This window comes from Spirosoma sp. KCTC 42546 (assembly GCF_006965485.1).
In the GTDB taxonomy this organism is placed as follows: Bacteria; Bacteroidota; Bacteroidia; order Cytophagales; family Spirosomataceae; genus Spirosoma.
The window spans coordinates 4,571,497-4,595,995 of the sequence record NZ_CP041360.1 but is presented as its reverse complement, the minus strand read 5'-3'; the positions used below and the strand labels follow the sequence as shown (position 1 = coordinate 4,595,995).

The 24,499-nt window shown below is 48.9% G+C and carries 24 protein-coding genes; 14 read left to right on the top strand and 10 right to left on the bottom strand.

The window, feature by feature from the left end:
• Positions 1-8: 8 nt before the first annotated feature.
• On the bottom strand, positions 9-1,223 hold the full coding sequence (locus EXU85_RS18870; protein WP_142773574.1) for a molybdopterin molybdotransferase MoeA: 1,215 nt from the start codon (positions 1,221-1,223) through the stop codon (positions 9-11).
• A 117-nt stretch (positions 1,224-1,340) separates the two neighbouring features.
• Between EXU85_RS18870 and moaC the strand changes: the two genes are divergently transcribed.
• The 13 genes from moaC (at position 1,341) to kdsB (ending at position 10,535) form a co-directional block, all read left to right on the top strand.
• Positions 1,341-1,808: a cyclic pyranopterin monophosphate synthase MoaC gene (gene moaC, locus EXU85_RS18865; RefSeq protein WP_142773573.1), complete on the top strand. Its 468-nt coding sequence runs from the start codon at positions 1,341-1,343 to the stop codon at positions 1,806-1,808.
• The gene (locus EXU85_RS18860) at positions 1,801-2,379 is read left to right on the top strand and encodes an NTP transferase domain-containing protein (protein ID WP_142773572.1); all 579 of its coding nucleotides are present in this window, start codon (positions 1,801-1,803) and stop codon (positions 2,377-2,379) included. Before moaC ends, EXU85_RS18860 begins: the two co-directional genes overlap by 8 nt.
• A 56-nt stretch (positions 2,380-2,435) precedes the next feature.
• Entirely contained in the window at positions 2,436-3,044 is a 609-nt protein-coding gene (locus EXU85_RS18855; RefSeq protein ID WP_142773571.1) for a hypothetical protein, read from the top strand.
• Positions 3,045-3,135: 91 nt separating this feature from the next.
• On the top strand, positions 3,136-3,921 hold the full coding sequence (locus tag EXU85_RS18850; protein ID WP_142773570.1) for an aminoglycoside 6-adenylyltransferase: 786 nt from the start codon (positions 3,136-3,138) through the stop codon (positions 3,919-3,921).
• Positions 3,922-4,036: 115 nt separating this feature from the next.
• The gene (locus EXU85_RS18845; RefSeq protein WP_142773569.1) at positions 4,037-4,513 is read left to right on the top strand and encodes a nucleoside deaminase; all 477 of its coding nucleotides are present in this window, start codon (positions 4,037-4,039) and stop codon (positions 4,511-4,513) included.
• 117 nt (positions 4,514-4,630) lie between these two features.
• Complete coding sequence (locus tag EXU85_RS18840; protein ID WP_246859152.1) at positions 4,631-5,836, top strand: DegT/DnrJ/EryC1/StrS aminotransferase family protein; 1,206 nt, start codon at positions 4,631-4,633, stop codon at positions 5,834-5,836.
• Between the two features lie 30 nt (positions 5,837-5,866).
• Positions 5,867-6,970, top strand: a complete 1,104-nt coding sequence (locus EXU85_RS18835) for an iron-containing alcohol dehydrogenase family protein (RefSeq protein WP_142773568.1) — start codon at positions 5,867-5,869, stop codon at positions 6,968-6,970.
• A 13-nt stretch (positions 6,971-6,983) separates the two neighbouring features.
• Positions 6,984-7,214, top strand: coding sequence for a DUF433 domain-containing protein (locus tag EXU85_RS18830; protein ID WP_142773567.1), 231 nt, complete (start codon positions 6,984-6,986; stop codon positions 7,212-7,214).
• A gap of 77 nt (positions 7,215-7,291) precedes the next feature.
• On the top strand, positions 7,292-7,579 hold the full coding sequence (locus EXU85_RS18825) for a DUF5615 family PIN-like protein (RefSeq protein WP_142773566.1): 288 nt from the start codon (positions 7,292-7,294) through the stop codon (positions 7,577-7,579).
• 16 nt (positions 7,580-7,595) lie between these two features.
• The gene (gene lspA, locus EXU85_RS18820; RefSeq protein WP_142773565.1) at positions 7,596-8,099 is read left to right on the top strand and encodes a signal peptidase II; all 504 of its coding nucleotides are present in this window, start codon (positions 7,596-7,598) and stop codon (positions 8,097-8,099) included.
• 12 nt (positions 8,100-8,111) lie between these two features.
• Entirely contained in the window at positions 8,112-8,963 is an 852-nt protein-coding gene (gene kdsA / locus EXU85_RS18815; RefSeq protein WP_142773564.1) for a 3-deoxy-8-phosphooctulonate synthase, read from the top strand.
• Positions 8,964-9,069: 106 nt separating this feature from the next.
• The gene (locus EXU85_RS18810) at positions 9,070-9,765 is read left to right on the top strand and encodes a phosphatase (RefSeq protein WP_371731917.1); all 696 of its coding nucleotides are present in this window, start codon (positions 9,070-9,072) and stop codon (positions 9,763-9,765) included.
• A gap of 14 nt (positions 9,766-9,779) precedes the next feature.
• Positions 9,780-10,535 (top strand): 3-deoxy-manno-octulosonate cytidylyltransferase, encoded by a 756-nt coding sequence (gene kdsB, locus EXU85_RS18805; protein WP_142773563.1) that lies wholly within the window; start codon positions 9,780-9,782, stop codon positions 10,533-10,535.
• Here the strand turns inward: kdsB and EXU85_RS18800 are convergent.
• Positions 10,518-11,687, bottom strand: a complete 1,170-nt coding sequence (locus EXU85_RS18800) for a glycosyltransferase family 87 protein (protein WP_246859151.1) — start codon at positions 11,685-11,687, stop codon at positions 10,518-10,520. The genes kdsB and EXU85_RS18800 overlap by 18 nt on opposite strands.
• 73 nt (positions 11,688-11,760) lie before the next feature.
• Here EXU85_RS18800 and EXU85_RS18795 point away from each other — a divergent pair, with 73 nt between their 5' ends.
• Positions 11,761-12,438 carry a thiamine diphosphokinase gene (locus tag EXU85_RS18795; RefSeq protein ID WP_142773561.1) on the top strand — a complete coding sequence of 226 codons (678 nt, stop codon included), beginning with the start codon at positions 11,761-11,763 and terminating at the stop codon, positions 12,436-12,438.
• A gap of 22 nt (positions 12,439-12,460) precedes the next feature.
• Here the strand turns inward: EXU85_RS18795 and EXU85_RS18790 are convergent, their stop codons facing one another.
• The 8 genes from EXU85_RS18790 to EXU85_RS18755 all read right to left on the bottom strand — a co-directional run bounded on the left by EXU85_RS18790 (position 12,461) and on the right by EXU85_RS18755 (position 24,497).
• Complete coding sequence (locus EXU85_RS18790; RefSeq protein WP_142773560.1) at positions 12,461-13,624, bottom strand: P1 family peptidase; 1,164 nt, start codon at positions 13,622-13,624, stop codon at positions 12,461-12,463.
• Positions 13,625-13,659: 35 nt separating this feature from the next.
• On the bottom strand, positions 13,660-14,895 hold the full coding sequence (locus EXU85_RS18785) for a hypothetical protein (RefSeq protein WP_142773559.1): 1,236 nt from the start codon (positions 14,893-14,895) through the stop codon (positions 13,660-13,662).
• Positions 14,892-18,347 (bottom strand): C25 family cysteine peptidase, encoded by a 3,456-nt coding sequence (locus tag EXU85_RS18780; RefSeq protein ID WP_142773558.1) that lies wholly within the window; start codon positions 18,345-18,347, stop codon positions 14,892-14,894. The genes EXU85_RS18785 and EXU85_RS18780 overlap by 4 nt, the downstream gene beginning before the upstream one ends.
• A gap of 133 nt (positions 18,348-18,480) precedes the next feature.
• Entirely contained in the window at positions 18,481-18,912 is a 432-nt protein-coding gene (locus EXU85_RS18775; protein ID WP_142773557.1) for a LytTR family DNA-binding domain-containing protein, read from the bottom strand.
• Between the two features lie 196 nt (positions 18,913-19,108).
• Positions 19,109-23,230 (bottom strand): ATP-binding protein, encoded by a 4,122-nt coding sequence (locus tag EXU85_RS18770; RefSeq protein WP_142773556.1) that lies wholly within the window; start codon positions 23,228-23,230, stop codon positions 19,109-19,111.
• A gap of 192 nt (positions 23,231-23,422) precedes the next feature.
• Positions 23,423-23,692 carry a hypothetical protein gene (locus EXU85_RS18765; protein WP_142773555.1) on the bottom strand — a complete coding sequence of 90 codons (270 nt, stop codon included), beginning with the start codon at positions 23,690-23,692 and terminating at the stop codon, positions 23,423-23,425.
• A 12-nt stretch (positions 23,693-23,704) separates the two neighbouring features.
• Positions 23,705-23,968, bottom strand: a complete 264-nt coding sequence (locus EXU85_RS18760) for a hypothetical protein (RefSeq protein WP_142773554.1) — start codon at positions 23,966-23,968, stop codon at positions 23,705-23,707.
• Positions 23,969-24,038: 70 nt separating this feature from the next.
• Complete coding sequence (locus EXU85_RS18755) at positions 24,039-24,497, bottom strand: hypothetical protein (RefSeq protein WP_246859150.1); 459 nt, start codon at positions 24,495-24,497, stop codon at positions 24,039-24,041.
• Positions 24,498-24,499 lie beyond the last annotated feature (2 nt).

The following is a 24,499-nucleotide window of genomic DNA, read 5'->3' as shown; positions in this document are numbered from 1 at the left end:
AAGGCTACTTACCGCAGCGTTTCCCATACCCGAAAACTTTCTCCCGCGGCAAACTCCGATTGGTCAGCTGGTAATTCCATAAACCCATCGGCGGCTAACAGATTGGCAAAATCGGCTGAGCCAGAACCAGGCAGGGGGTGAGCCAGTACGCGGCCATCGGGTTCGGAGGTAAGGCGCACGGGCAGGAAATACGTGATGGCTGGTTTGAATACCACGGCTTTAGCTAATTGTGCATAGCGAACTGAAGCAGGCGCTAAACCCAGCGAAACGCGTAGGTAAGGGAGTACGTACCGATAAGCACACAGCACCGTCGAGACGGGATTGCCGGGTAACGCAAAGACTGTCCGGCCTGGATTGGCTTTGCCCGCTGCCGACGTGCCAAACCAGAGCGGTTTGCCAGGCCGTTGCTCTACTTTATGGAAATGTTTCTGAACACCCAGACGAGCCAGCACATCCGGTACAAAATCAGCTTTCCCCGCCGAGACACCGCCACTAAGGATTAGTACATCGTTAGTGTTGAGAAGGTGGAGTAACTTCTCCTGCAATAGGGCTTCATCGTCCACGATATGATGCAGAGTTGCCTGAATGCCGAGTGATGCCAGAGCCGCCCGGAGCATATAGGTGTTCGACCGGCGAATCTGGTAGGGCAGGGGTGTTTCGGTAACATCCACCAATTCGTCGCCGGTTGAGATAAGGGCCACCCGAGGAAGTGCCGTGACGATCAGTTCATGTTGACCAACCGAAGCCGCAACCGCCAGTTCGGATGGTCCCATGCGGGTGCCAACCGGCAGTAACTCGTCACCCGCCCGGCGGTCTGTTGCCTGGGGGTGAAGATGCTGCCCCACTTCTACATCCTCAATCGTGACTGAGGTAAGTCCAGCCACAATATGCGTATCTTCATAGCGCACTACGGTATCCACACCAACGGGCAACATAGCACCCGTCATCACTTCCAGGCAAGTATTGGCATCCGTTACCGTTTGCTGGGGTTGCCCGGCGCGTTGCATACCTACTACCTGAAATGTCCGCTGTCCGGCAGCGAAGTCAGCAAAGCGAATGCCAATGCCATCCATCGCCACCCGGTCGAAGGGTGGGAAGTCACGGTCAGCCCGGACGGCTTCGCGAAGTACACGATCATTGGCATCGTCAATCGAAACGGTCTCGGTCGGTAATGTGAGCAGGTGTTGTTGAGTAATAGAGAACGCGTCAGAAACGGAAAGCATAGAATAATGGATGATGAATAATGAACAATGTACAATGAAAAAATAGAATACGGGTAGGGAGCATCTACCTTTGTAACATCCATTGGTCATTAACCATTATTAATTATCCATTCTGTTATGTTCTCGCATCTCAACGCAGAAGGTAACCCGGCTATGGTCGACGTAGGCGGTAAGGCCATTTCACGACGGACAGCCCGCGCCCAATCAGTAGTTGCATTGGGTTCCGATATTATGAAGCATTTGTCAGGCACTGATATTTCAACGAAGAAAGGGCCTGTATTTCAAACAGCCATTATTGCCGGAACTATGGCTGCCAAACGAACCGATGAGTTGATTCCCCTCTGTCATTCACTGGGTTTAGACAATTGCCAGATTACCATTACGACCGAAGGGACAGATGCTATTGTCGATTGTCTGGTATCGACTGAAGGTAAAACCGGCGTCGAAATGGAAGCGTTAGTGGGCGCATCGGTGGCAGCTTTAACTATCTACGATATGTGCAAAGCCTTTTCGCACGACATCCTTATTCGGGACACCAAGCTCATGGAAAAAACGGGCGGTAAACGAGATTTTCGACGTGAGTAAATTGAATGGACTCATCCTGACTGGCGGTCGCAGTACCCGCATGGGCGAGGATAAAGCGCAGTTAGTTTACCATGGCAAATCGCAGCGTGAACACCTGATGGAAATGTTGCGGCCCTATTGCAGCGTTGTTTTCTGGTCGGTAAACGTAAATCAGGAAGCCGAGCTGGAAGCTTCCGGTCAACTTCAACTTCGGATTGTTGACCGATACGCTATTGACGGACCACTCAACGGTATTCTTTCGGCCTTTACTTACGACCCTGGAGCGGCCTGGTTCGTGGTTGCCTGCGATATGCCCCTGCTGACCGTGCAGTCGCTGGATACCTTGGTGAAAGGTCGTAATCGTGAAAAAATGGCAACGGTATTCTACGACTCAGATGGGAAATTGCCAGAACCGTTGCTGGGTATTTATGAGCCCGCCTTTGGGCCAATGTTACAGCAGGCTGTTAAGGATGGTGTGTACTCACCCCGCCAATTATTACAACAGCATGATATTCAATTGCTGAGTGTACCGGATGTTCGTGAATTGACAAATATTAATGATCAACCGTCGAGGAAGAAATTGGGATTGTGAACATCAGATTGGGTTTCAGGTTCAATCTTATAAAGGCCTGTGCTCATTCATATACTATGAACCCGATTCGACATATTTTCCTTGCTGCCAGCTCATTACTTCTCTATCAGGCCGCAACAGCCCAACGCGCATCCCCTCCGCCCGAACTTCGGGAGTTTAGCGAACAGCGGATTAAGCACCAGAAAACACTTGGCCTCACGCTGGGTAGCTTCGCCCTGGCCAATATTGCGGTTGGAGCTGTTGCCGCAAGTCAGACATCGGGTGAAACGAAATATTTTCACAAAATGAATGTCTACTGGAATCTGGTCAATCTCGGTATTGCCGGAGCGGGACTACTAGGATCGCGCAAGCGAAAGGCAGATGGTGAAACGTTGGCTGATGCGGTTCGGCAACACGAGAACATGAAACAGCTGTTGTTGATCAATGCCGGACTTGATGTTGCCTACGTGATTGGTGGCGGGTATTTGCGGGAGCGCGCGGAGTCGCATCCAGACAAGGCCGATCAACTTAGCGGATATGGTAAATCAATTATGGCACAGGGCGGGTTTTTACTCGCCTTCGATCTGGTCAACTATTTCATTGCCAAAAATCGGGGCGATAAGCAGGAACGGGTTCTTCTTTCTGCCGGGCCAGCGGGTGTTGGCGTGGCTATTCCGATCCGCTAAACGGCGGACGTAAGCTATAGAAAGCCAGTTATCGGCTGAACTTATCATTAAACTGAGCCGTTCTGCGATAATTTACCAACGGCAACGAGCCATGCAAGATCACTTAAAACCTTTTCAATCCTTCATTTCAAAAGCTATTGAGTTCATACAGCAGGACCCCGAAACGGTTGGATTAGCAGCCGGTGGTTCCTGGGCGTCGGGTGAACTGGATGCGTATTCTGACCTCGATCTGGTACTGATGACGAACCGGAAAATCGCTCCCGATGTGAATCAGATGCAAGCCTATGCGGCCAATTTTGGGCCTGTATTAGCTTCCTTTCGGGGTGATCACGTGGGTGAGCCCCGCCTGTTGATTGTACTGTATGCGACCTCGTTACTGCACGTCGATATCAAGTTCCTGACGCCGGAAGAATTTTATCATCGCGTAGAAGACCCAACCATACTTTGGGAGCGGGATCAGACATTGACGAACATTATCCAGCAGTCAATGGCACAATATCCACCTTTCGATTTTCAGTGGGCCGAAGATCGGTTCTGGATTTGGGCACATTATGCTGCCCTAAAAGTGGGTCGGGGTGAGTTTTTCGAAGCCATTGATTTTCTTGCTTTTGTTCGAAATGCGGTACTTGGACCCATGTTACACCTTAAAAATTCGAGTTTACCACGCGGGGTTCGCCGGGCAGAAACTACGTTTGGTGTGCAGGAGCTTACGCAACTTCGTAAGACCGTATCCATGCCTGACCGAACAACCCTGTTGAGTAGCATGTGGGAAGTCATGTATCTGTATGAATCCCTCCGTGATGCACTGGCTCCCGATACATTCCAGAAAAATAGTGCCGCTCAACTGGCAGTCACCAAGTATCTTGCCGCTCTTTAAAAACTTGTCATAGGTAGTCATTCGTTGTCATGTATGGTCATTCGCTGTTAACCAATCAGGCAATCACACTAAATGACAACGAATGACTACCTATGACAATATATGACCATAAAAAATGACAGATCAGGATGAACAATTTCTTCGCGAGGCCATCCAACTGGCGCGCGAGGGTATGACAACCGGACAAGGCGGGCCTTTTGGCTCTGTAGTTGTCCGAAATGGTGAAATAGTTGGGCGTGGCTGCAATCAGGTCACCTCCACAAACGACCCGACCGCCCATGCGGAGGTTGTGGCTATTCGGGATGCCTGCCGAAATCTGGGTACGTTTCAATTGGCCGATTGCACACTTTACGCTTCCTGCGAACCCTGTCCTATGTGTTTGGGTGCTATTTACTGGGCACGCCCCAGCCGGATTGTGTACGGGGCGTTTCATTCCGATGCCGCTGGAGCTGGTTTCGACGATCAGTTTATTTATGAAGAATTAGATAAACCGCGTGAGCAACGGCACATTCCCATGCACCAGCTTTTACGAGACGAAGCAGATGCCGTTTTTCAGGAATGGATCGCTTTGGAGAAACGAATTCTATATTGACAGCGTACCTTCCTGAAACGATATATTCGTTCTCGGTTTAAAACCTGTACTTTTGCAGAAAAAAAGCCGCTTCTTAATATCTTAACTTCTGAAGCGACTTACTAAACAGTCTACGTCATGCCAGGAATGGAATTTTTTGGAGCGGCTGAGCGCAAGGAAATCAATGATGTGCTCGAGACCGGTATCCTGTTTCGGTATAATCACGAAGCGCAACGCAACAATATTTACAAAGCCCGCGAGTTTGAGGCTGAGGTTGCCAAGGTGGTTGGCGCCAAGTACGCGCACGCTCTATCGAGCGGCTCAACCGCCGTTTTGTGTGCCTTAGCTGCCGCCGGAATCGGTGCGGGTGATGAGGTTATTGTACCGCCTTTTACGTACATCGCTACGGTCGAAGCGGTTCTGATGGCGGGTGCTCTCCCCGTTTTTGCTGATATTGACGAAACGCTGTGTTTGAGCGCAGACGGCATTCGTAAGGTGCTTACACCAAAGACCAAAGCCATTTGCCTGGTGCACATGTGTGGTCAGATGGCTAATATGGACGCCATCATGGCTATCGTGAACGAGCATAATCTGGTGCTTGTTGAAGATGCTGGTCAGGCAATGGGTGCCAGTTACAAAGGCGTTTCCACGGGTCTTTGGGGGAAAACCGGAGCTTATTCGTTCGATTTTTTCAAGATCGCAACAGCGGGCGAAGGGGGTATCATGGTCACCAACGATGAAACGGCCTATAAACACGCCGATTCGTACTCTGATCACGGTCACGACCATGTAGGCTCTAACCGGGGCATGGAACAGCACCCAATTCTGGGCTTCAATTACCGCATCAGCGAGCTTCATGCTGCTGTTGGTCTGGTACAAACGCGCCGGGTACCAGAAATCATCAAGAGCAATAACGCCCACAAAAGTCAGCTTATGTCGGCATTGGCAAATGTACCGGGCTTATCGTTCGCGACGATTCCGGATGCCAACGGGGACTCGGCTACGTTCCTGAATTTGCTGCTGGCTGATACGGATTCGGCACAGCGCACAGTTGCCGAGCTGAATGCCGCTGGCGTGGGTGGGTTCAACTACTGGTTCACGAACATGTACCACTTCATTAACCAGTGGAATCACATCAAGGAAATGAAGACGGCTGCCCCATTAGCCATCGAAAAATTTGGTGCGCCACAGGACTATAAAAACCTCTATATCCCGAACGCACAAGCGACGATTGGTCGGTTGATCTCCTTCGGAATCCGGGCAAGCTGGACTTCAGAAGAAGTGGCCACATTAGCCGCCAACATCGAAGCCGCTGTGCGGAAAGCAACCCTGGTAGAAGCGTAATTTTTTCAGCCAATATGGTTTAACAACACAATGGTAGCAACACCAACACAAACCACGCATAAAAATTTTAAAGGCGTTGAGAAGACCGTTTTCGGTCGGGGGAGCTTTTCGCAACTCGATGAGATTCTGGCTCCGAAACGAGTCGAGAACGAAGGTTATTTTGTCTTTCTGGTCGATAACTATTTCAAAGGCAAACCTCTGGAAGGCCAGGTTCCGGCTCACCCTGAAGACCTGACGTATTATATCAGCGTAGAGGAACACGAACCCACAACCGAACAGATCGACCAGCTTCGGGATGAGATTCTGGCAAAAAAAGGTCTTCCATCGGGTGTTGTAGGCATTGGCGGGGGCAGTATCATGGATATCGCCAAAGCCTTGTCACTGATGCTGACCAACGAAGGATCATCGACGCTTTATCAGGGACTGAATCTGATCAAAAAGCCGGGCGTTTATCACGTTGGTGTACCCACCATTTCCGGAACTGGGGCCGAAGTTTCCATGACCGCCGTTTTGACAGGCCCCGTGAAAAAACTGGGCCTTAAATGCGAATGGACGGTATTTAACCAGATTGTACTCGATCCCGAATTGATTGCCAGTGTACCCCGTAACTGGTGGTTTTACACGGGCATGGATACCTACATTCACTGCATCGAGTCGGAAAATGGCCGGTTGAACAATGCCTATTCGCACGCCTTTGCCGAGCAGTCCATGAAACTTTGCCGGGAGGTCTACCTGGGTGAAAATTCTGGACAAACACCCGAAAATGATGATAAGCTAATGGTAGCGTCGATGATGGGTGGCCTGAGCCTGACCTATTCTGAAGTAGGCGTTTGTCATGCACTCAGCTACGGTCTGTCGAAAATCCTGGGAACCCGCCATTGTTATGCCAATTGCCTGATCATGAATCACCTCGAAGACTACTATCCGCAGGGGGTAGCCGAGTTCAAGGAGATGGTCGCGTATCACCAGATTGACTTGCCACAGGGCCTGTCAAAAGAATGGAGTGACGATACGCTTACGCAAATGGCACACGTGTCGTACAATCTGCCGCACATGTGGCTACACGCCATCGGCGATAACTGGCAGGAAGTCATCACGATTGACGTGCTGAAAGATCTGTTCCGACGATTGTAAGTAAAAGAAATATATGGATATCAGACAACGAATCATATCGAATCCTGATGTATTAACAGGTAAGCCTGTTATTGTTGGAACTCGATTGTCAGTACAGTTTATTGTGGGCTTACTGGCTAAAGGTGTTACCCATCAAGAACTATTGATGGAGTATCCTTATATCATAGAGGAAGACATTCGGGCTTGTTTGGCTTATGCAAGTCAACTGCTTGAGAGCAGTACATTGATTCCACTGGCTGCTTGATGAAGTGGTTGGTAGATGAATGTACTGGTCCGTCTGTAGGCAGATGATTACGTGAACAAGGCTATGATGTTTATTCTGTGGGAGAACAATCGCCAGGGTGGTCTGACTGGCAGGTATTAGCTCATGCTGTGAGCGAAAATAGAGTAGTTGTTTCTAATGATAAAGATTTTGGTGAATTAGTTTTTAAGAATCATTTATCGCACTGTGGTATCGTTTTATTGCGGCTCGAAGATGAACGTATAGAAAATAAAATAACTGTACTGAATCGTTTTCTTGCTAATTTTTTAGAGCCAATCACCCCTTTGCACTTTATTGTTCTTACGGAAAAGGCAATGCGAATTACACTAGTTAAATCAAACGAGTAATAGTATTGGGTAGGTAATGCGAAACATAATTAGAATCCTCCTCATTATACTCACTGTATCGGTGAATATTGGGTGCGATCAGGTATCGAAAAACATTGTGCGGGACAAGATTGCTTACGGTGAACGTATCCGGCTTTTAGATAGTCACCTGACAGTTACAAAGGTCGAAAATACAGGTGCTTTTCTAAGCCTGGGTGAATCACTGCCCCCACTGTTAAAGAATCTATTATTGCTGATCATGCCTGTATTGGCGCTGATTGTTGGGTTCTGGTATCTGCTGATTCGATTCAATACACCCCGACTATTTGTTATCGGTGCTTGTTTTATCATTGGTGGCGGCATCGGGAATCTCATAGATCGTATGGCTTACGGTTCCGTGATGGATTTTTTACACATCAGTTTCGGCATTGTTCAAACGGGTATCTTCAATATGGCTGACGTGTCGGTCATGGTGGGTGCCGGATTTATTTTGCTTAATTCCTTTCTGAAACCGCAGAAGGATGATAGCCAGTTAGTTTAAAACGACAAAGTAATGTCTCAGAAAATCGTTCGCGTTGGCGACATCGAATGCGGGTCGGATGAGTTATTTCTCATTAGCGGTCCCTGTGTTATTGAAGATGAAAAAATTATGATGACGGTTGCCGAGCAACTCCGGGAAATCCAGGAGCGCGTTGGCATCAAGATCATCTATAAGTCATCCTTTCAGAAAGACAACCGGTCCAGCCTGAATTATTACAATGGCCCAGGCCTTGATAAAGGCATGAAGATCCTGGCCAAAGTGAAGGAGCAATTTGGCTTCCCACTGCTGACGGATGTTCATTATCCAGACCAGTGCGCTCCCGCTGCTGAAGTTGTGGATGTGCTCCAAATTCCGGCTTATCTATGTATGCAAACCATGCTGGTTGTGGCGGCTGCCAAAACGGGTAAGGTTGTGAACGTGAAGCACGGGCAGTTTCTGGCTCCTGAAAACATGAAGCACCCGGTCAAAAAGATCGAAGATTCGGGCAACGACCAGATTATCCTGACCGAGCGCGGTTTCACCTTCGGCTACAATGACCTGGTGGTCGATCCACGTGCGTTCTACCACATGGCACGTACCAATTACCCGGTTGTGTTCGATGTAACGCACGCTATTCGTAAGTACGGTATTCCATCGGCCGATGCCAAAGGTGGCGCGCGTGAATACCTGCCTGTGCTGGCCCGTGCGGGTGTTGCTGCGGGTGTCGATGGTCTGTTTGTGGAAACTCATACTTGCCCATCCGAAGCCCTTTGCGATGCCGCCAGTCAATTGGATATCCGCTACCTGGAAGAATTCCTAAAACCCCTGCTCGAACTACACGCAGTGGAAGTAAAGTATCGGAACACGTTGCCGGAACTGGCTTAAAGGAATGAATAATGTGTAATGGATAATGAACAATGTGAGATGGGGCGGTTCAACCTCTAGTACTCATTGTTCATTATCCATTATTCATTGCACATTATCCATTAAAATGATCGAAAAAACCTTCTCCGCCTTGGGCGGGCAATTTATTACGCCTGTTGATACGTTAACCGAGAAACTGAAGGCTGTACGGGCCATTGTGTTTGACTGGGATGGCGTCTTCAACGACGGGATCAAGACCGAAGCGGGCAGCAGTTCGTTTAGTGAGGTAGATTCCATGGGCACAAACCTCCTTCGATTTGGGCTTTGGCTGCATCACGGTGGACAATTGCCCGTTGCTGCCATTATAACAGGAGTGACCAATACCCTCTCCGAAACCCTGGTGCGTCGGGAGCATTTCCACGCCAGTTATTCGCAGGCGAAGCATAAGATTGACGTCCTCCACCATTTGCTGGATCAGCATAACTTACAACCGCACGAAGTCGCGTTTTTCTTCGACGATGCGCTGGATTTATCCGTCTCCGAAGTGACGGGTGTTCGCATCATGATTCGCCGGAATGCAAACCCGCTGTTTATGCAATACGTGATAAAAAACGGACTGGTCGATTATGTAACCGGTAGCCAAAGCGGCCAGTTTGCCGTGCGTGAAGGCTGCGAACTCTTACTGGGATTACTTGGGCAGTTCGATTCCGTTATGGATGAGCGACTGCGCTATTTTCCTGCTTATGATAATTATTACCAGCAACGGCAGGCGGTTGAATCCACGTATTGGGTGGTTGGCTCAAACGGACCCGAGCCGAAATAACATAAGGTACAAACATGATAATCGGTATTATTCCCGCCCGGTACGGATCGACTCGTTTTCCAGGGAAACCTCTGGCAGATATTGGCGGAAAATCTATGATTCAGCGCGTGCTGGAACAGTGCCAACAGGCCTCGTCTTTACATAAAGTAGTCGTGGCAACCGACGACGAACGCATTGCGGAAGCCGTTCGGCGCTTGGGCGAAGAAGTTGTAATGACCCGTACCGATCATCCAAGTGGCACCGACCGCTGCTGGGAAGCCTACGACCGGCTTATTGCCGACGGCCTTATTCCTGGCGATTCATCGGATTACGTTCTGAATATTCAGGGTGATGAACCGTTTATCGATCCGGCGCAGATTGACGAATTAGCGGCTATTCTGGATGGAACCGTAGAACTGGCAACGCAAATGGCATCGGTCGATTCCGCGGCTATGTTGCACGATCCGAAAGAAGCCAAGATTGTTGTTAATACCCAAAATGAGGCTTTATACTTCAGCCGTTCAGCCGTTCCGTATTTGTGGGGTATTGAGCCGGATCAGTGGCATGTGCATCATGCCTATCATCGGCATGTTGGGCTGTATGCATACCGTGCCGATGTTCTTGAGAAAATCACCCAATTGCCTCCGTCTCTGCTAGAGAAAGCTGAGTCACTGGAACAATTACGCTGGCTGGAAGCAGGCTACCGTATAAAACTGGTATCCACAAACTTCCAAACTCCTAGTGTCGATAGCCCCGCTGATATCGAGAAAATCCTACGAAGCGAATTGTAAGGGAGGGGTTGCGGTATTGGGTTGCGTCCAGATTTGATACTGCACCCGCGCCCACACCAGCAAACACGGCAACGCTTTGATGTTATAAGGTTGAAAAACCTGTTTCTGCACCACCTGAGGGAAAATGTCGGTGGGTGAGAGTGACGTGAAGATGATGACCAGCGCCAGTAAAATCTTATCCAGTTGTGTTGATTCATCCAGCGTTACCCACCACAATGCTACTCCCGTAACGGCCATCACATAGGTAGGTGATTCGGCCATCTTGTTGAAGACAATCATAAACAGGAGGAAGTAGGCAACCATTCGCCGTTGAAACAGCCGATCTTTCCAAAGCCCAAACCGAAGGAAGGGAAGCAGGAAGAGCGTGGCCCCAATGGCTTCGATAATGCGGTAGTTCTCGTCCGTTTTGGCCATTCCAAAAAAGGCTTGGGCAATGCCCATTACCGATACCTGTAAGCCCAATTTGCTCTCCACGATCACATCGAACCACTCGCGGTATTCCGCCAGCAGGTTGTCAACAGGAATTAGGGTAAGTGGTGCCATGGCAAACAGGATCGTCCAGACGGCCATCGCCAGAATGAACTGAGGCTTCTTTGGGTAGAACAAAAAGAAACCTGCAGCTGCTACGCCATAGAATTTAATGAATAAGCAGAGCACAAAGAAAAACGCTGCCTGCCAGACTCGTTCGTTACGCAGGTGATACAGGCCCAGTAGCATAGCCCCTACAATCAGGTTGTTGCTTTGCAGGTTCTGGGCGGTGATAAGGGCCTCCAGTATAATAATGAGCAGCGCTGCGCGTCGCTGTTTCGAGGGGTCTTTTTCGTCGGATAAATAAAACCAGACACCTGCCAGCAGCACCAATGTATTGAGTAAATTCCAGAGAATCATGCCCAGCAGGGTAGGCAGGTAGTAGAACGGCCCCATCAGCCAGGCAAATGTTGGGCTGTATTTGTAGTTGTCGTCGTACAGATTCGGGTGAAGCCCGTAGATGCTCTTATTGATAAGCAGGTTATGAAACGGCTTGGCAAACATCAGGTAATTGTTGTAGTTGCCAAACCCAAGTAGATAGTTCTGAACGGCCACCAGGCAGAAAAGAAACACAAATAAACCCAATAAACGGGGTAAAGTCAGAAAACGGAGAACGCGTTGCACTATGTTGACGAGTCGTTATTCCGACAAAATTAATAAGGAATGATACGACTTGGGCATTTATCTTTGGACTACTATGTCATCTCATCATATTGTCCGGGAAAAACAGGAACCCGCTCTACTCATTGCCAACGGCGAAGCCTGTTCAGAAGAATTACTGGGCCAACTGCTGGAATGGAGTCCAACCGTGGTTGTCCTCGATAGTGCCATCTGGCGCGTACTCGAACTGGGTATTAAAGTCGATGTACTGCTCGGCGACTTTGATGAACGGTCCGACGGGTCGGCAGTAGACATCGATCAGATTCGGGCGCAGCAGTATCCGCTGGAGGTTGTACACACACCTGATCAGGATAAAACCGATCTCGACAAAGGGATTGAGTACCTGATTGAACGAGGCTACCCGGCGGTCAACATCGTTTGGGCCACGGGCCGCCGGGCCGATCATAGTCTTGTTAACATGACCAGTATTGTTCGTTACAAAGACCAGATTCGGATTGTGATGATCGACGATCACTCTAAAATCTTTCCCCTCGTTGGGCGCTTTGAGAAGTGGTATGAAGCGGGAACGCCTATCTCGTTGATTCCCGTTGGAACGGTGACGGGCTATACATCGGAGGGGTTGAAATATGACCTTCAGGATGCTACCCTCACGCTTGGTTATCGTACCAGCAGTAGCAATGAGGCCGCTCAGGACGGCTTTGTGCGTGTTAGTGCTCAGACAGGGGATTTGCTAATTATGGAATGCTGGGATTAAGTCTGGCTTGGCCCAGACAGAATCACTTCACCCGATTATACTTCTTCAACACATCCATAACCAGCTTATGGGGCAGCGCGTAGGATTTGTTGCCGTTTATACCCTCCGTCGTTTCGGCGGCTACCATGGCATTGATAATGGCTTCTTCAACGGCCTGCACCGTGGCTTCGAATAAGGGATTTATTAAATCGTTGGGCAACTCAGTAACCTTTGTGAATGAGGTTCGCTGAAACGCGTTCGGGTTAGCGGTAGAAAAGGCAATGAATATATCCCCGGACCCATTTTCTCCGCGTCCACCCACTTTACCAACACCAATAGGCACCCGTGCCGCTATTCGTTTTAATTGATGGGGGAGTAAGGGCGCATCGGTAGCCACGACAACGATAATGGACCCATCGCCTTCTTGCCGGTAATGGATGGGTGGCGCTTTTAATACTGAATTCAGTGTGTCTTTTAACTCAACCCCAACGGGTACGCCGGCAATAGTCAGATTCCGTTTCGCTCCAAAATTCGATTGTACCAGTACGCCAACCGTATAGGTCGAATCCCTGACTTTAACTACCCGGGACGAGGTGCCGGTACCGCCTTTAAAACCCAGGCACATCATGCCGGTGCCACCCCCCACATTGCCCTCTTTCAGCTTGCCCGTTGCGGCTGTATTTAGGGCTTCATACGCATTGCTTTCTTTCACGTGAAAGCCATAAATGTCATTCAAAAAACCATCGTAGGTCTCGGCGACGACCGGATAGGTGTACCAGAAATTTTCCTTGTACCAATGTTTTTCCACAAACCATTTCAATACGGCATCCCGAACCACGCCCACACTATTGGTATTGGTTATCATGATAGGTGTTTCCAGAAAACCGGACTCCGTTATCCAGGTTGTGCCGGTCATTTCGCCATTGCCATTCAACGAATACCAGTTGGCGAACACCGGGTTGTTGGTTCTGCCTCTTGGTAGAATGGCCGTAACGCCCGTTCGAACAGGGCCTTTGCCGAGTACGTTTTTGCCTTCGCCGGAAATGATGGTGCTGTAGCCAACTTCAACACCCTTTACGTCGGTTATGGCGTTGAATGTTCCGGGAGTACCGTCAAAGGGAATACCAATGTCGCGCGCTCTGGGCTTTTGGGCTTGACTGGAAAGTTGAAAACATAGAAGCAAACAGAATAAGTGGAGGATTTTCATGATTCAGAGGAGATAAAACCGTATGCAAGATAACCTTAAAACAGAGCTAAATGAATTGCTAGTGACGTCCAGATTTGGCCAAGTTTAAGTAATAGATTAGCCTCTGGCAGGAGTTGTACCCATGAACATAGCCAGAGAAGAAGTCCCCAAACTCTCAAAATTCGCTGTTGCTTCTGTGGCAATTCACCAATCCCAATGCTTATTGCGAAGAGTAGGCAAAAGGTGAATGGGGCCATCAGTCGAAAAGTTGGATCGCTGAATGGGCTGAAGACTCGTAATGTAAATAGAACCAATACATAGATACTAGCGGTGAACAGGAAGAGCCGAATCAAGGAGGTGACGGCCAGCGGTTTAGTTTCGGATAACTTATTCCGACGAAATTGCCGATACATAGCGCTCAATAAGACCAACTGCACCCCAAGTCCAATCCAGGCAAGTTGATTTGATCCCACTCGTGAAAAGTCCCTTATGAACAGACCCTCGTTCAGGATTGCCCATCCGAAAATTTTCAAAAGTTCGCTGGTAGATTCAGTAGGTAAGAAACGATCTCCCCCGAAGAAAGAGCCTGATAAGTGCTGATTGATTTCGAAATAGGCAACCATACTAACGACTCCTGCCGTTGAAATAGCCACCAACTTTAAGGCTACTGAACGCGGCTGGATAACGCCTAGGTGAGTTTGGGCAACTTCAGGAAATAGCCAGACGATAAGCGCTAAACTACTGGTTAGTCCAACTACATAACCACCTGCGTAGCGAGTTAGAAACAAGCTCAATCCGATCAGAAACAGGGAGAAGGATCGACTAGTTACGGGTTTCAATAGAAATTGATGCAGACACCAGATCCACTCAGCCAGTAAGACCAAAAATACGGTTTCGCTCCAACTGTAAACGGCGATTTTTAGGAAACTACCAATTCCCCAAATCGCCAAAAGCCAGCTAGCCCGAGACACGCCCAGTCGACGTACCCAACCGTAACTGGATAAACCAATTGCTATATAGTTGACCAGTTTGGAGGCTATCAACACAGGTAGTCCGGCCAAACCCGACACGCTTGCAATCAATGCCGAATAGCCAATGGGGAAGGTGCCGTTCCAGATTAGTTGCCCATTTTCCTGAACCACATAGCCGTGCCCTGCCAGTAAATTCGTTGCCGATTGCAGATAGTAGCCCGAGTCGATACTGGTAAAGTGATTCGGGTTTAGCCCTACGAGGATGGCCATGGCGATGCCCAGAATATAATAGCCAGTGCAAAAGGCGCGCGCCTGGCTCATCGGTTCAGAATAATTTTTCCGGTCAGACGAACCATCGGTGCGAGCGGTAAGTCTGCTCCTTCAATGCGATAGAGGTACTCGCCGTTGGGAAGGAAATCGCCAGTATCGGAAGTACCATCCCAAAACCACTCAGTCAATCCCACACGGGAGGGACTTCGAAGGATTTTAACCGAACGACCTGTCAGATCAGTGATGTGGATGGTTATGTTGTCCGGTGGTGTAAGCCCGGTTAGGGAGACAAAGAAGCGGGTTTGATGTGTAAATGGATTGGGGTAAACACCCGCGGCAATCAGCTCTGGCTGGCTTTTGACCGAAAAATGAATCTGATAAGGAGCTGCCCGATTGCCACTCAGATCGCTGCCAACGGCAACAAATGCGTAACGTCCATCGGCTAAAGGCTGACCTGGTTGATAACGGAGCCGAAAGGCATTTGTACTATCGGCAGGCGACCAGTGGGTGTCTGTACCTTGAACGTGTAGTCGTTCGTAGGGGCAACCGCCAGCCAGGCAGGGGCGCTGTAGATAGAGTTCCAGGGCCGTTGTATCGGAGCGTAACAAGCGCCGATTCTCATCCTGAACCAGTACATCGATAACAGGTCGGGCCGATACGAAATCGCCATCGGCGATGCGTCGACCATCGAAGGCAACTTCGAGCAACGGGGGCGTTCGATCAGGAGTAAACGGGAGACTATAGGGCGAGCCAGCTATACTAATTTCTTCTGTATTATTCTGCTCGTTCCCTTCCTTCAATTGGTCATCAGGATCAAGAACTAACTCAACGTAAGTGGATGTTGCGGCTGATTTGACAACGGGTATCAGCCAACTCAGCGTATCGGCATACACCGGGGAACGCTGCGTAACCTGATAGTCACCAAGCAGCTTGCCATTGACTTCGTACTGTCGGATGCGTAGGCTTAGCGGGCTGTTTGTAACCCGGCCATAATTAACGACTACGCCAGAGATACGGGCAGAATCGGACTGGGCTGTTAGTGAATCGCCCTGACTATTCCGCAGCTGTAGGCTACCAGGGGCAAAGGCGAAATCGGGCGTAGGGAAGGGAAACACCCGTATGGCCGGATCGCCCTGTAAGGTCATTTGCTGGGCCGTCGTCAGATCGAAAATAGACGTGTTTGTTCTTAGATAGCGTCGGATGGCTTCCTGCTGAATCAGCCCAATGGGTTGCGCAACGTATTGGCTATCCGCAAACAGCGCATATATTTGATCGGAGTAATTTTTTAACGGCCCGGCAAATCCGTTGTAAGTATGTGCCAGGAAGAGAACTGCTCCTCTGTTGGGTGCCAGTACCCAATCGGAACCAAAAGTAGGTCTGCCGAAAAATGTATTGCCCGCTGCACACCCATTGACCAGTAAAAAAGGGTAACGGCCTTTATTCCGATAGCCCAGTATGTCGTTACTCACGAAGCCAATATCGATATCAGCCACATCTAAACTCGAATGCCCAACTAGTGTAATTAGTCCAACTCCCTGATTGATAAGGTTTGATACCGGCAATGATTCAACCAGATTATCGGTTTGTTTAGATAGTGTTGCCACTCGGCCACCTGCGTAGGGAGCTTCAATAACCGACTTGAAGTCATCTACATAACTCCGAAAGGCCAACAATTCATAGCGACTTCGTCCTCCGCTCAGGTGCAAAACGTTCTTGCGCCAGAGTGCGGGTTCGCCTGTGTTTTCGTGCTCTTTTACTTTGTTCAGATAGTCCAATACGTTTTGTGAGTTGCTGGCATTCAGTCGGCCAATGGGCAGGGCTGGTACGTTGGATGATTCGCCGTTCAGGCCTTCAACCAGCCCAATGTCGGAACCAGGCCAGCCCGCATTGGGGATGAGGTCCAGCCAGGCTGCGTTGGGTACTTTACGAACCCGCTGTGGATCGCGGGATTGACCAATCAGAAACAGAAATTTAGGGTTAGCCCCTCCGCCTTGCAGCATGTATTGGGCAAACCGCCGGATAGCTAGTGGATGGCGTTCGCCGTAGCTAAACTGATTGAACAACTGGTCGATGTTCACGGTCAGTGTATCAAAATCGCCCCCCGTTTCCGAGGCCCGATAGGCTGCATATGCCTGAACCGGGTCAGCATAGCCACCAACAGGTTGCCGAAGCAGGGGATGGGTGATGATGATAAAATCAGGTTGCTTTGGGTCAATCCGATGAAACGAAACAGGTACAATCGAAGGAACCATTCGCGGTTGAGTGGTGGCCAGCAGAATTCGGCTTGTTTGTGTCTTGTGGACAACTCCTCTCCAGTGCCCACCGATCAAATCCCCATTGACTCGTTCTACGTTGCTTGGATCACTAATGTCAACTAAATGCGTGTTAGCGGAGGCATTGCTTACGTCAAGAAAGGAGCGACCTTCGTTAGTTGCCCGCAGTCGAAAAACCTGTTGAGTAGCTCCGGCAAGATCGGTAGGTTGGGGGTATTGTATTTTTAGGTAAGAGAGTGAAATTTCCTCGCCGTCTTCCTGAGGTTGGATACTGAGCGTAACCGTACCTGACGGATCAATATCAGTAGGCCTCAGTTCTGCATCGACTTGTACACTTTCGTAATTGGTAAAATCAACCGTGCGAATTTCCTGTAATGTTGCGGCAGAGGCTCCCGCCATACAGCGCACCTGATGCTTGCCTGTGTTCCGGCCTACCAGTAAAAAACTGACTTTGGGATTGACCGTTTCGCCGGTTGGGCTTGTAATCGATCTATAATTTGTGAGGGTACTTGTCTGGCTAAATTGATCGGTTGCTTTAACGACCGGCCCTGTCCAGCCTTCGCCATGATCGTAATTAGTCAGAATGGCCCCGTTGTCAAAACCTGCCCCCAATGGATAAATCGTACCGGGCGGGTAGGTATCTGTCAACAGTTGGCGTACTTCTCCCCAATGATAAGGTTCTGCTTTCATCCCGGCATAAACCGTATCTGTGTAGGCCACCATTCGTTTACCTGGTTTACCATCGAGCCGCCAGGTTAGAAAGTAAGCAGTGGTATCGCTAAAGAGACTGTAGTAGGTATGAGGTTGAGCCTGATGCGGACGCGGTTCGTCGCCACAATACAGGAGAGAATCCTGGGTGCCATCATTGCCACGCCCATAAAATTCCAGAAAATCACTGGGGTCGAACTGTTTATCGGCCTCACCTTCAACATAAATAGCCTGCTCAACACCCCGGTGAACTACCTGTATTGTTGTCGGGTCAATTTGGTTGACGGGTAAGCCTGCCTTTTTTAACTCCGTCGTTGTAATCCGATACAGGCCGTTTTCCGCAATCGGAATTTTGTAGTAGGCCTGTGCGTAATTAATCCAATACGTAGGATCAGGATCAGTTGATGATGTTTGTGCGGATGAGGGGCTGAAAATCAGCAGGCTAAGTATGAACGGTAAAACTTCCCGAACGTTTTGGACTATTGGCCAGCGCTGTTTCGGGAAGTGGATTGGCGTTTTCATGAGCGACAAGGACCGGGACTTTAGTACACGTATACCTTAGACGTGTAACCCATCCAATAAGTAATGTCACTCTAAACTGAACTAGAGACTATGCCACTCGGCTACAATCAAAACTGAGTGGACGTGATAGCCTCTAGTTCAGTGGTAGCGCTTGTTGGCTACGCATGTGTTTGTAGGTATTCTTAATGTCTACCCAGCGCCGACGCGATACCGGAAGTATTTCTCCCGAGTGTAAGTGAAGCAGACCTCCCTTATCAGGATACAGATATTCCATCCGGTCAATGTAGTGGATATTGACAATACAGTTGCGATGGGGGCGAACAAACCAGGCTTCGGGCAACATGGGTTCGTAATATTTCAGGGTACGAGGGGTCAATATCCGCTGGCCATCTTTCCAATGCAGCCAGCAGTAATTACTGGCGGCCTGCAAGTACATCAGGTCGGCCATGGGCAGGATGATTTTTCCGGTATTCGGAAGGTGCATTCTGAGTTCGTACTGAGCAGACTTGAGGGCCGCGTAAGTCGAAACGTGACCGTTTTGGTGGAGGTAGATTGGTTTAGTCATGGGCGAGGAGATACTAGAATTGATTCGCAAAGTATAGTCGATCAATAGGTTGGCAAGTACCGTTATCGCTCATTATTTCGCTACCATTCTCGTTGCATATCCTGCCACTCTGGTTGCATGGTGTCAAAAAAGCCCTTATTCTAGGGCTTTTTTGCAGGAAAAGGATCCGTAATAAGTCGTGGTTGAATCCGGAATGCTAGGTTCTGGTAGGGGTAGAGCCCTTACCGAACTGGGAGGGTAAAACTCCGTAGCGTTCCTTAAAGAGCTTGGCAAAGTAGGAGGGATTCTCGAAGCCTACGGCAAAGGCCACCTGGGTGACGTTCTGTTCCGTTTGGGAAAGCAACTGAGCCGCTTTGGTAAGCCGAATATCCTGAATGAAGTTCGTTGCGGTAGTTTGGGTAAGTGCTTTAAGCTTGCGGTGAAGTTGAGCACGACTCAGATTGGCAGCCTCCGCCAAAGCCTCGACACTGAAGTCGGGATTGGTGATTTGCTCGTTGACTATGGCTGTCAGGCGCTCGACAAACTTATGTTCTGTAGAGAACAGCGTTGGAGCAGCTAGGGTTAGAGCTGGGTCGATGTTTCGTAGCGCCATATACTGATAGAGCCGCTCGCGCTGTTGAATCAGGTTATGAACCCGGGCCTGAATCTCGGCCTGGTTGAAGGGTTTGGTCAGGTACTCGTCGGCACCTAATTCAAAACCCTCAATACGGTCTTCAACGGTAGCTTTAGCAGTTAGCATCACCACCGGAATATGACTGGTGGCTTCCTGCGTTTTTAGGGCACGGCAAAACCCAAACCCGTCGAGCCGGGGCATCATCAGGTCGCAGACGACAATATTGGGAAGTGATACGGTTGCTTTGTCAAGCCCTTCCTGTCCGTCGATGGCTTCAATAATCTGGTAATCGTTCTGAAACACACTCCGAACATAGGCCCGGATATCTGCATTATCATCGATGATAAGCATCACATTTTCATGGCTACTATCGAGCTGGTTGGGCTGTAAACTAGTTGGTGAAGAGACTGATCCCAGTGTTGCCGCTACAAACTCTGTAGTCAGGGAGGGCTCAACTGCATTGATAAACGCGGGTGCTGGTTTGGTGATCGTTACCAAGGGTAGGGTTACCGTAAAGGTAGTCCCAACGCCTTCGGTACTGGTGGCGTCAATGGTACCATTGAGTATAGTTACCAGTTCTTTTACGAGTGCTAATCCAATACCTGTTCCCTCGTAGGGCCGGTTTAGCTGACCATCAACCTGGTAGAACCGTTCAAAGATGTGAGCCAGGTGAGTGGGGGCAATGCCAATACCTGTATCAGTGATGTGGAGCGTCATAGTCCCTGAGTTTCCGGGAGTAGGATACTTGACCCGCATCTCCACCGACTGGCCGGCAGCCGTGAACTTAAAGGCGTTAGACAGTAAGTTCGTCGTAATCTTTTCCAGCTTGTCACGATCGAATTCAGCCCATTGCTCCGACTGGTTCTGCGTGAAACGGAATTGAATCTGTCGACTCTCGGCCAGCGAACTAAACGAACTGGCTAAGGTTCGGAAGAAGCCGGCGATATCGCCTGGACTGAGTTCGGGTTTGAGCTGACCGGCTTCGAGCTTACTCAGTTCAAGGAGCTGATTGATCAGGCTCAAAAGCCGATTGGCGTTTCGCTGGATGAGGGGAAAGCGCTGGTCGTGGGCATATTCCTGAATGGCCTGTTCAATAGGACCCAGAATAAGGGTAAGCGGAGTTCTGAATTCGTGGGATATATTGGCGAAAAATTGCGTCTTTAAGGTATCAAGTTCGGCTAGGCGGGAGGCTTCTTTTTGCTCAAAGTCAACCTGTTGCTGAAGCAGTAGTCGTTGTGTCTGGAACCGATATAGCTGCCAGCCAATAAAGAGTATAGTGGATAAATAGAGCAGGTAAGCCCACCAGGTTCGGTAAAAGGGGGGATGAACGCGAATCTGTAACACGACTGGCTTACTCCAGAGTTCGCCATCGGCGGAGCCCATCATCTCAAACCGAAAATTGCCATCGGGCAGGTGGGTGTAATTGGCAAAGCGGTTGGTACCGGCTTCCACCCACTTCTCATCAACTCCTTCCAGGCGATATCGATACCGGTTTTTGATCGAATTCGTATAATCCATCACGCCGAATTCGAGTGTCACCAGGTTTTGGTTGTGCGATAAATCGAGCACCTGCGTGTGTTCAATGCTTTCATTTAAAATACCGTCTGGGGCTCCCACCCGAATGGGTTCATTGTTCACTTTCAGGCCGATGATGTTAACCAGTGGTGGGCGGGCGTCTTTCTGCTTCAACGCCGACGCCCGAAAGGCAGTCAGCCCGTTTACTCCACCAAAAAGTAATTCACCCGTAGGGGTTTTAAAGAACGAGCCCGTGTTAAATTCATCGTCCTGTAGCCCATCTGCTTTGGTATAATTGCGAAACTGAAACGTTCTGGGGTTAAACTGAGCCAGGCCACGGTTGGTGCTCATCCAGAGGTTCTTGAACTCGTCGACCAGAATGCCATACACGACTTTGTTGGGCAGGCCCTGGGCTTCCGTAAAATGGGTGAACTGGCCCGTTTGCTTATCCAGCCGTTCCAGTCCACCACCTTTGGTGCTGATCCAAAGATACTGAGCGGGCTGGTAAGGGTCACTGATAACACTCGATACAGAGTTATTGCTAAGGCTCTGTCGATTTGTTTTGGAGTTTTTGTAAATCGAAAAAGCGGGTGTAGTCTGCGGATGGTTGGCCCGGATCAATCCTTGCTGGGTACCAATCCAGAGCGTACCTGCCTGATCCGCATAGAGTGCTGAGGTTTCAATTTCGGCACCACTTTGTGGGAGCAAAAACTGGTAGCTGTATACCTGAAACGTTTCGGTTTTCGGGTCAAACCGCATCAATTTGCCATTATTGGCCCCAATCCAGAGGTTACCGGTTTTATCTTCCAGCGTCTGGTTTCCATAGAAACCGTAGGATGCATTGGGGGGGATCGGATACTTTTTGAGGAGTTGCCAGGTTGGCGAAAACTTGAATAATTGCTGGTAATGGGTTTCGAAGTTGACGTTCGAAACCCAAAAAAAGCCCTGACGATCCTGCATCATAAAGCGCTGACGCTGGTCGGCGGGGGGGAGACTATTGCTTAAAAAAGGTACCAATCGGTTAGCTGGTTTATCCAACAAACCATAGGCAAATTGGTAGCGGGCATACAGGCGTCCCTGGCGGTCCTGATATAAATAGGTAAGGGAGGTATTGGGCAGATAGGCATGAAATTGTTTAACTCTGGGATTGAACTTCCGCAACCCGTATCCGCTCGTTCCGATCCATAGATTTCCGGTTCGGTCTTTGAGCATATCCGTAATGGCAAATAAATTGGGTGGAACTGCAAGGAATGCATTGCGGGCCGTCAGGCTATCCTGCTGAAACAGTTCTGCTGGCGACATCACCCACAGGAAATCAGTGGCGGCAATGTAGATGGTGTTTGCATCGATGGCTTTCAGGCGAACGCTGAAATTGTCCTTTTTAGGTAAGGGAATTGTTTTCTGAACACCATGCTGCCAACAAACGATCTTATTGCTGGTGCTGGCCGCCCAAAAGTCTGCTGTCGGGTCGTCATACAAAGAAAAAAATTCGCCGAATTCGCCCGAAAAAAGGGTTGTTTTCGCTGCTTTGTGAGGTTGACGCCAGTTTAGGGAATACATCCCATAGCTCGTACCCACCAACGCCTGCCCATCAGCCCGAAAACTAATATGATGAGCTATGGCATTGACACCCATATCGGGTAAGGTAATTTCCTGAGACTTTATCTGATTCGTAAAGTTAGGACGATCGGGAAAGCTGGTTTTAAGTGAGTTTGGTACGCTTATTTTGAAAAGCTTTCCCTGGGCCGTGTTTACCCAGATATTACCCTGGGGGTCTTCGGCCAGGAGCTGAATTTCAAAACTCCCCGTGTTGGACGCTTTCTGGTCGCGGATGTCGACATGATAAAAACGCTGTGTTCGATCATCAAAGAGATTGAGGCCCTGATTTAAGGTGCCGACCCAAAGTCGTTGATGACTATCAATCAGTAAGGCCGTGCAGTAATCGCCCGAAAGGCTAAACTCGTTGTAGGGATCATGGGTGAATATGGTAAAATTATGACCATCGTACCGATTCAAACCATCTCTTGAAGCCGCCCAGATAAATCCCTTTTGATCCTGTTTAATGCTGAAAATCATGCCTTGCGACAGACCATCAGAAATGGTTAGCTCCTGCCAGCCTGTGGCAGTCTGATGGGTTGGCTGTGCAAAAAGGGAAAATGGCAATAAAATGAACAGGTAGAGTAAGCGCATTCGGATACTGATTTTACTGGCAAATTACCAAAAAACAGGCCAATGTAGACACTTATCTGGAAATGTACTATACTACGTATTGATAGTATAAAATGTTCATTTTTAGGTTTATAGGTTAATAGAAAGGTAGAATTAATGTATACAATTGCTCGTAGAGAGGCTGTGCTTGATCCTATTTCGAACGGTTGGTTCCTAGATGAGGCTTTTTATGAATATACCTAATCTGAACAGTCCGACTAAGACTACGCCCCAGATTAATCCGTTAAGAAAAATAACCGCGATCATTCCGGGAAGCCACATAACGCCAATTTTTTCATTGTCAATCGGGAAAAAGAGCATGAATTCAAGCTTTTTTTGCCAGGGTTTGGGAGTTCCCATAATCGTCATGAACGGAAAAGTGACCACCATGACCAGGATATAGAAAAGGCCAAAGCCGGTTACCTGCATAATAAATCGGATCATTAGGATTGGCGATTAATGGGTGTAGATATAGTATACCATCCAAAGGAGAAGAATGCCAAGCAGCAGGCCTATGCTCTTTATCCATATATAAGGGAGCAGGTTTAAGCCAATTAAGACAAGCAGTGCTACAAAGAAAACCCCTTTAACGGCCGATTCCAGTCCCTGTCCTGCGGCATCTGTCGGGCCATTTGCCTGAAGAAGGTGGTAGATTACATAAGCCCCGTAAAGACTAATTAGAAGCCAGTTGATATTGGTAAGTATGTTGAGTGCAGACATGACGATTTTAGTGAAGAGGTTGATAAGTCTGGTTTGATTGGACTGTAGGCAATTTTGTACTGGTCGACCTTCAGTCAGTAGCTGCAACGGATAAAAGATTTTTGCGAAGAAAAATCAGCCCGGCTAATGCAATTGCGGTGTGGAGCGTAATGAAAACGGGTGTTCCCATGATCCAGGGAGTTGCTAAGAAACCCATGGTTAACAGGGAGTTTAAGCCGGTAAGTACATAAACGAGTAAGAACAGCAATGGCAGGGTTAAAAAACCAATCAAGTAAAGCCATGCTCTGCGGTTGGTCAGTACTTGCCACGCTTTATAGACCGGAGGGATCACAATAAGCAGTACCAATGCAGAGCAGATCAGAATCAGCTGAGTACGACTGAAATCCTGTTTAAGAAGATGCCTGGTCACAACCATTTCATCGCCACCACCCATCATTACCGTGCTGATTCTGCCAAAGGGTATGTTAGCAAAAATGAGGGAGAAACCCAATGCTTTCCGGTCTGGGTTCGTTGACTTAAGCCAGCCCATTC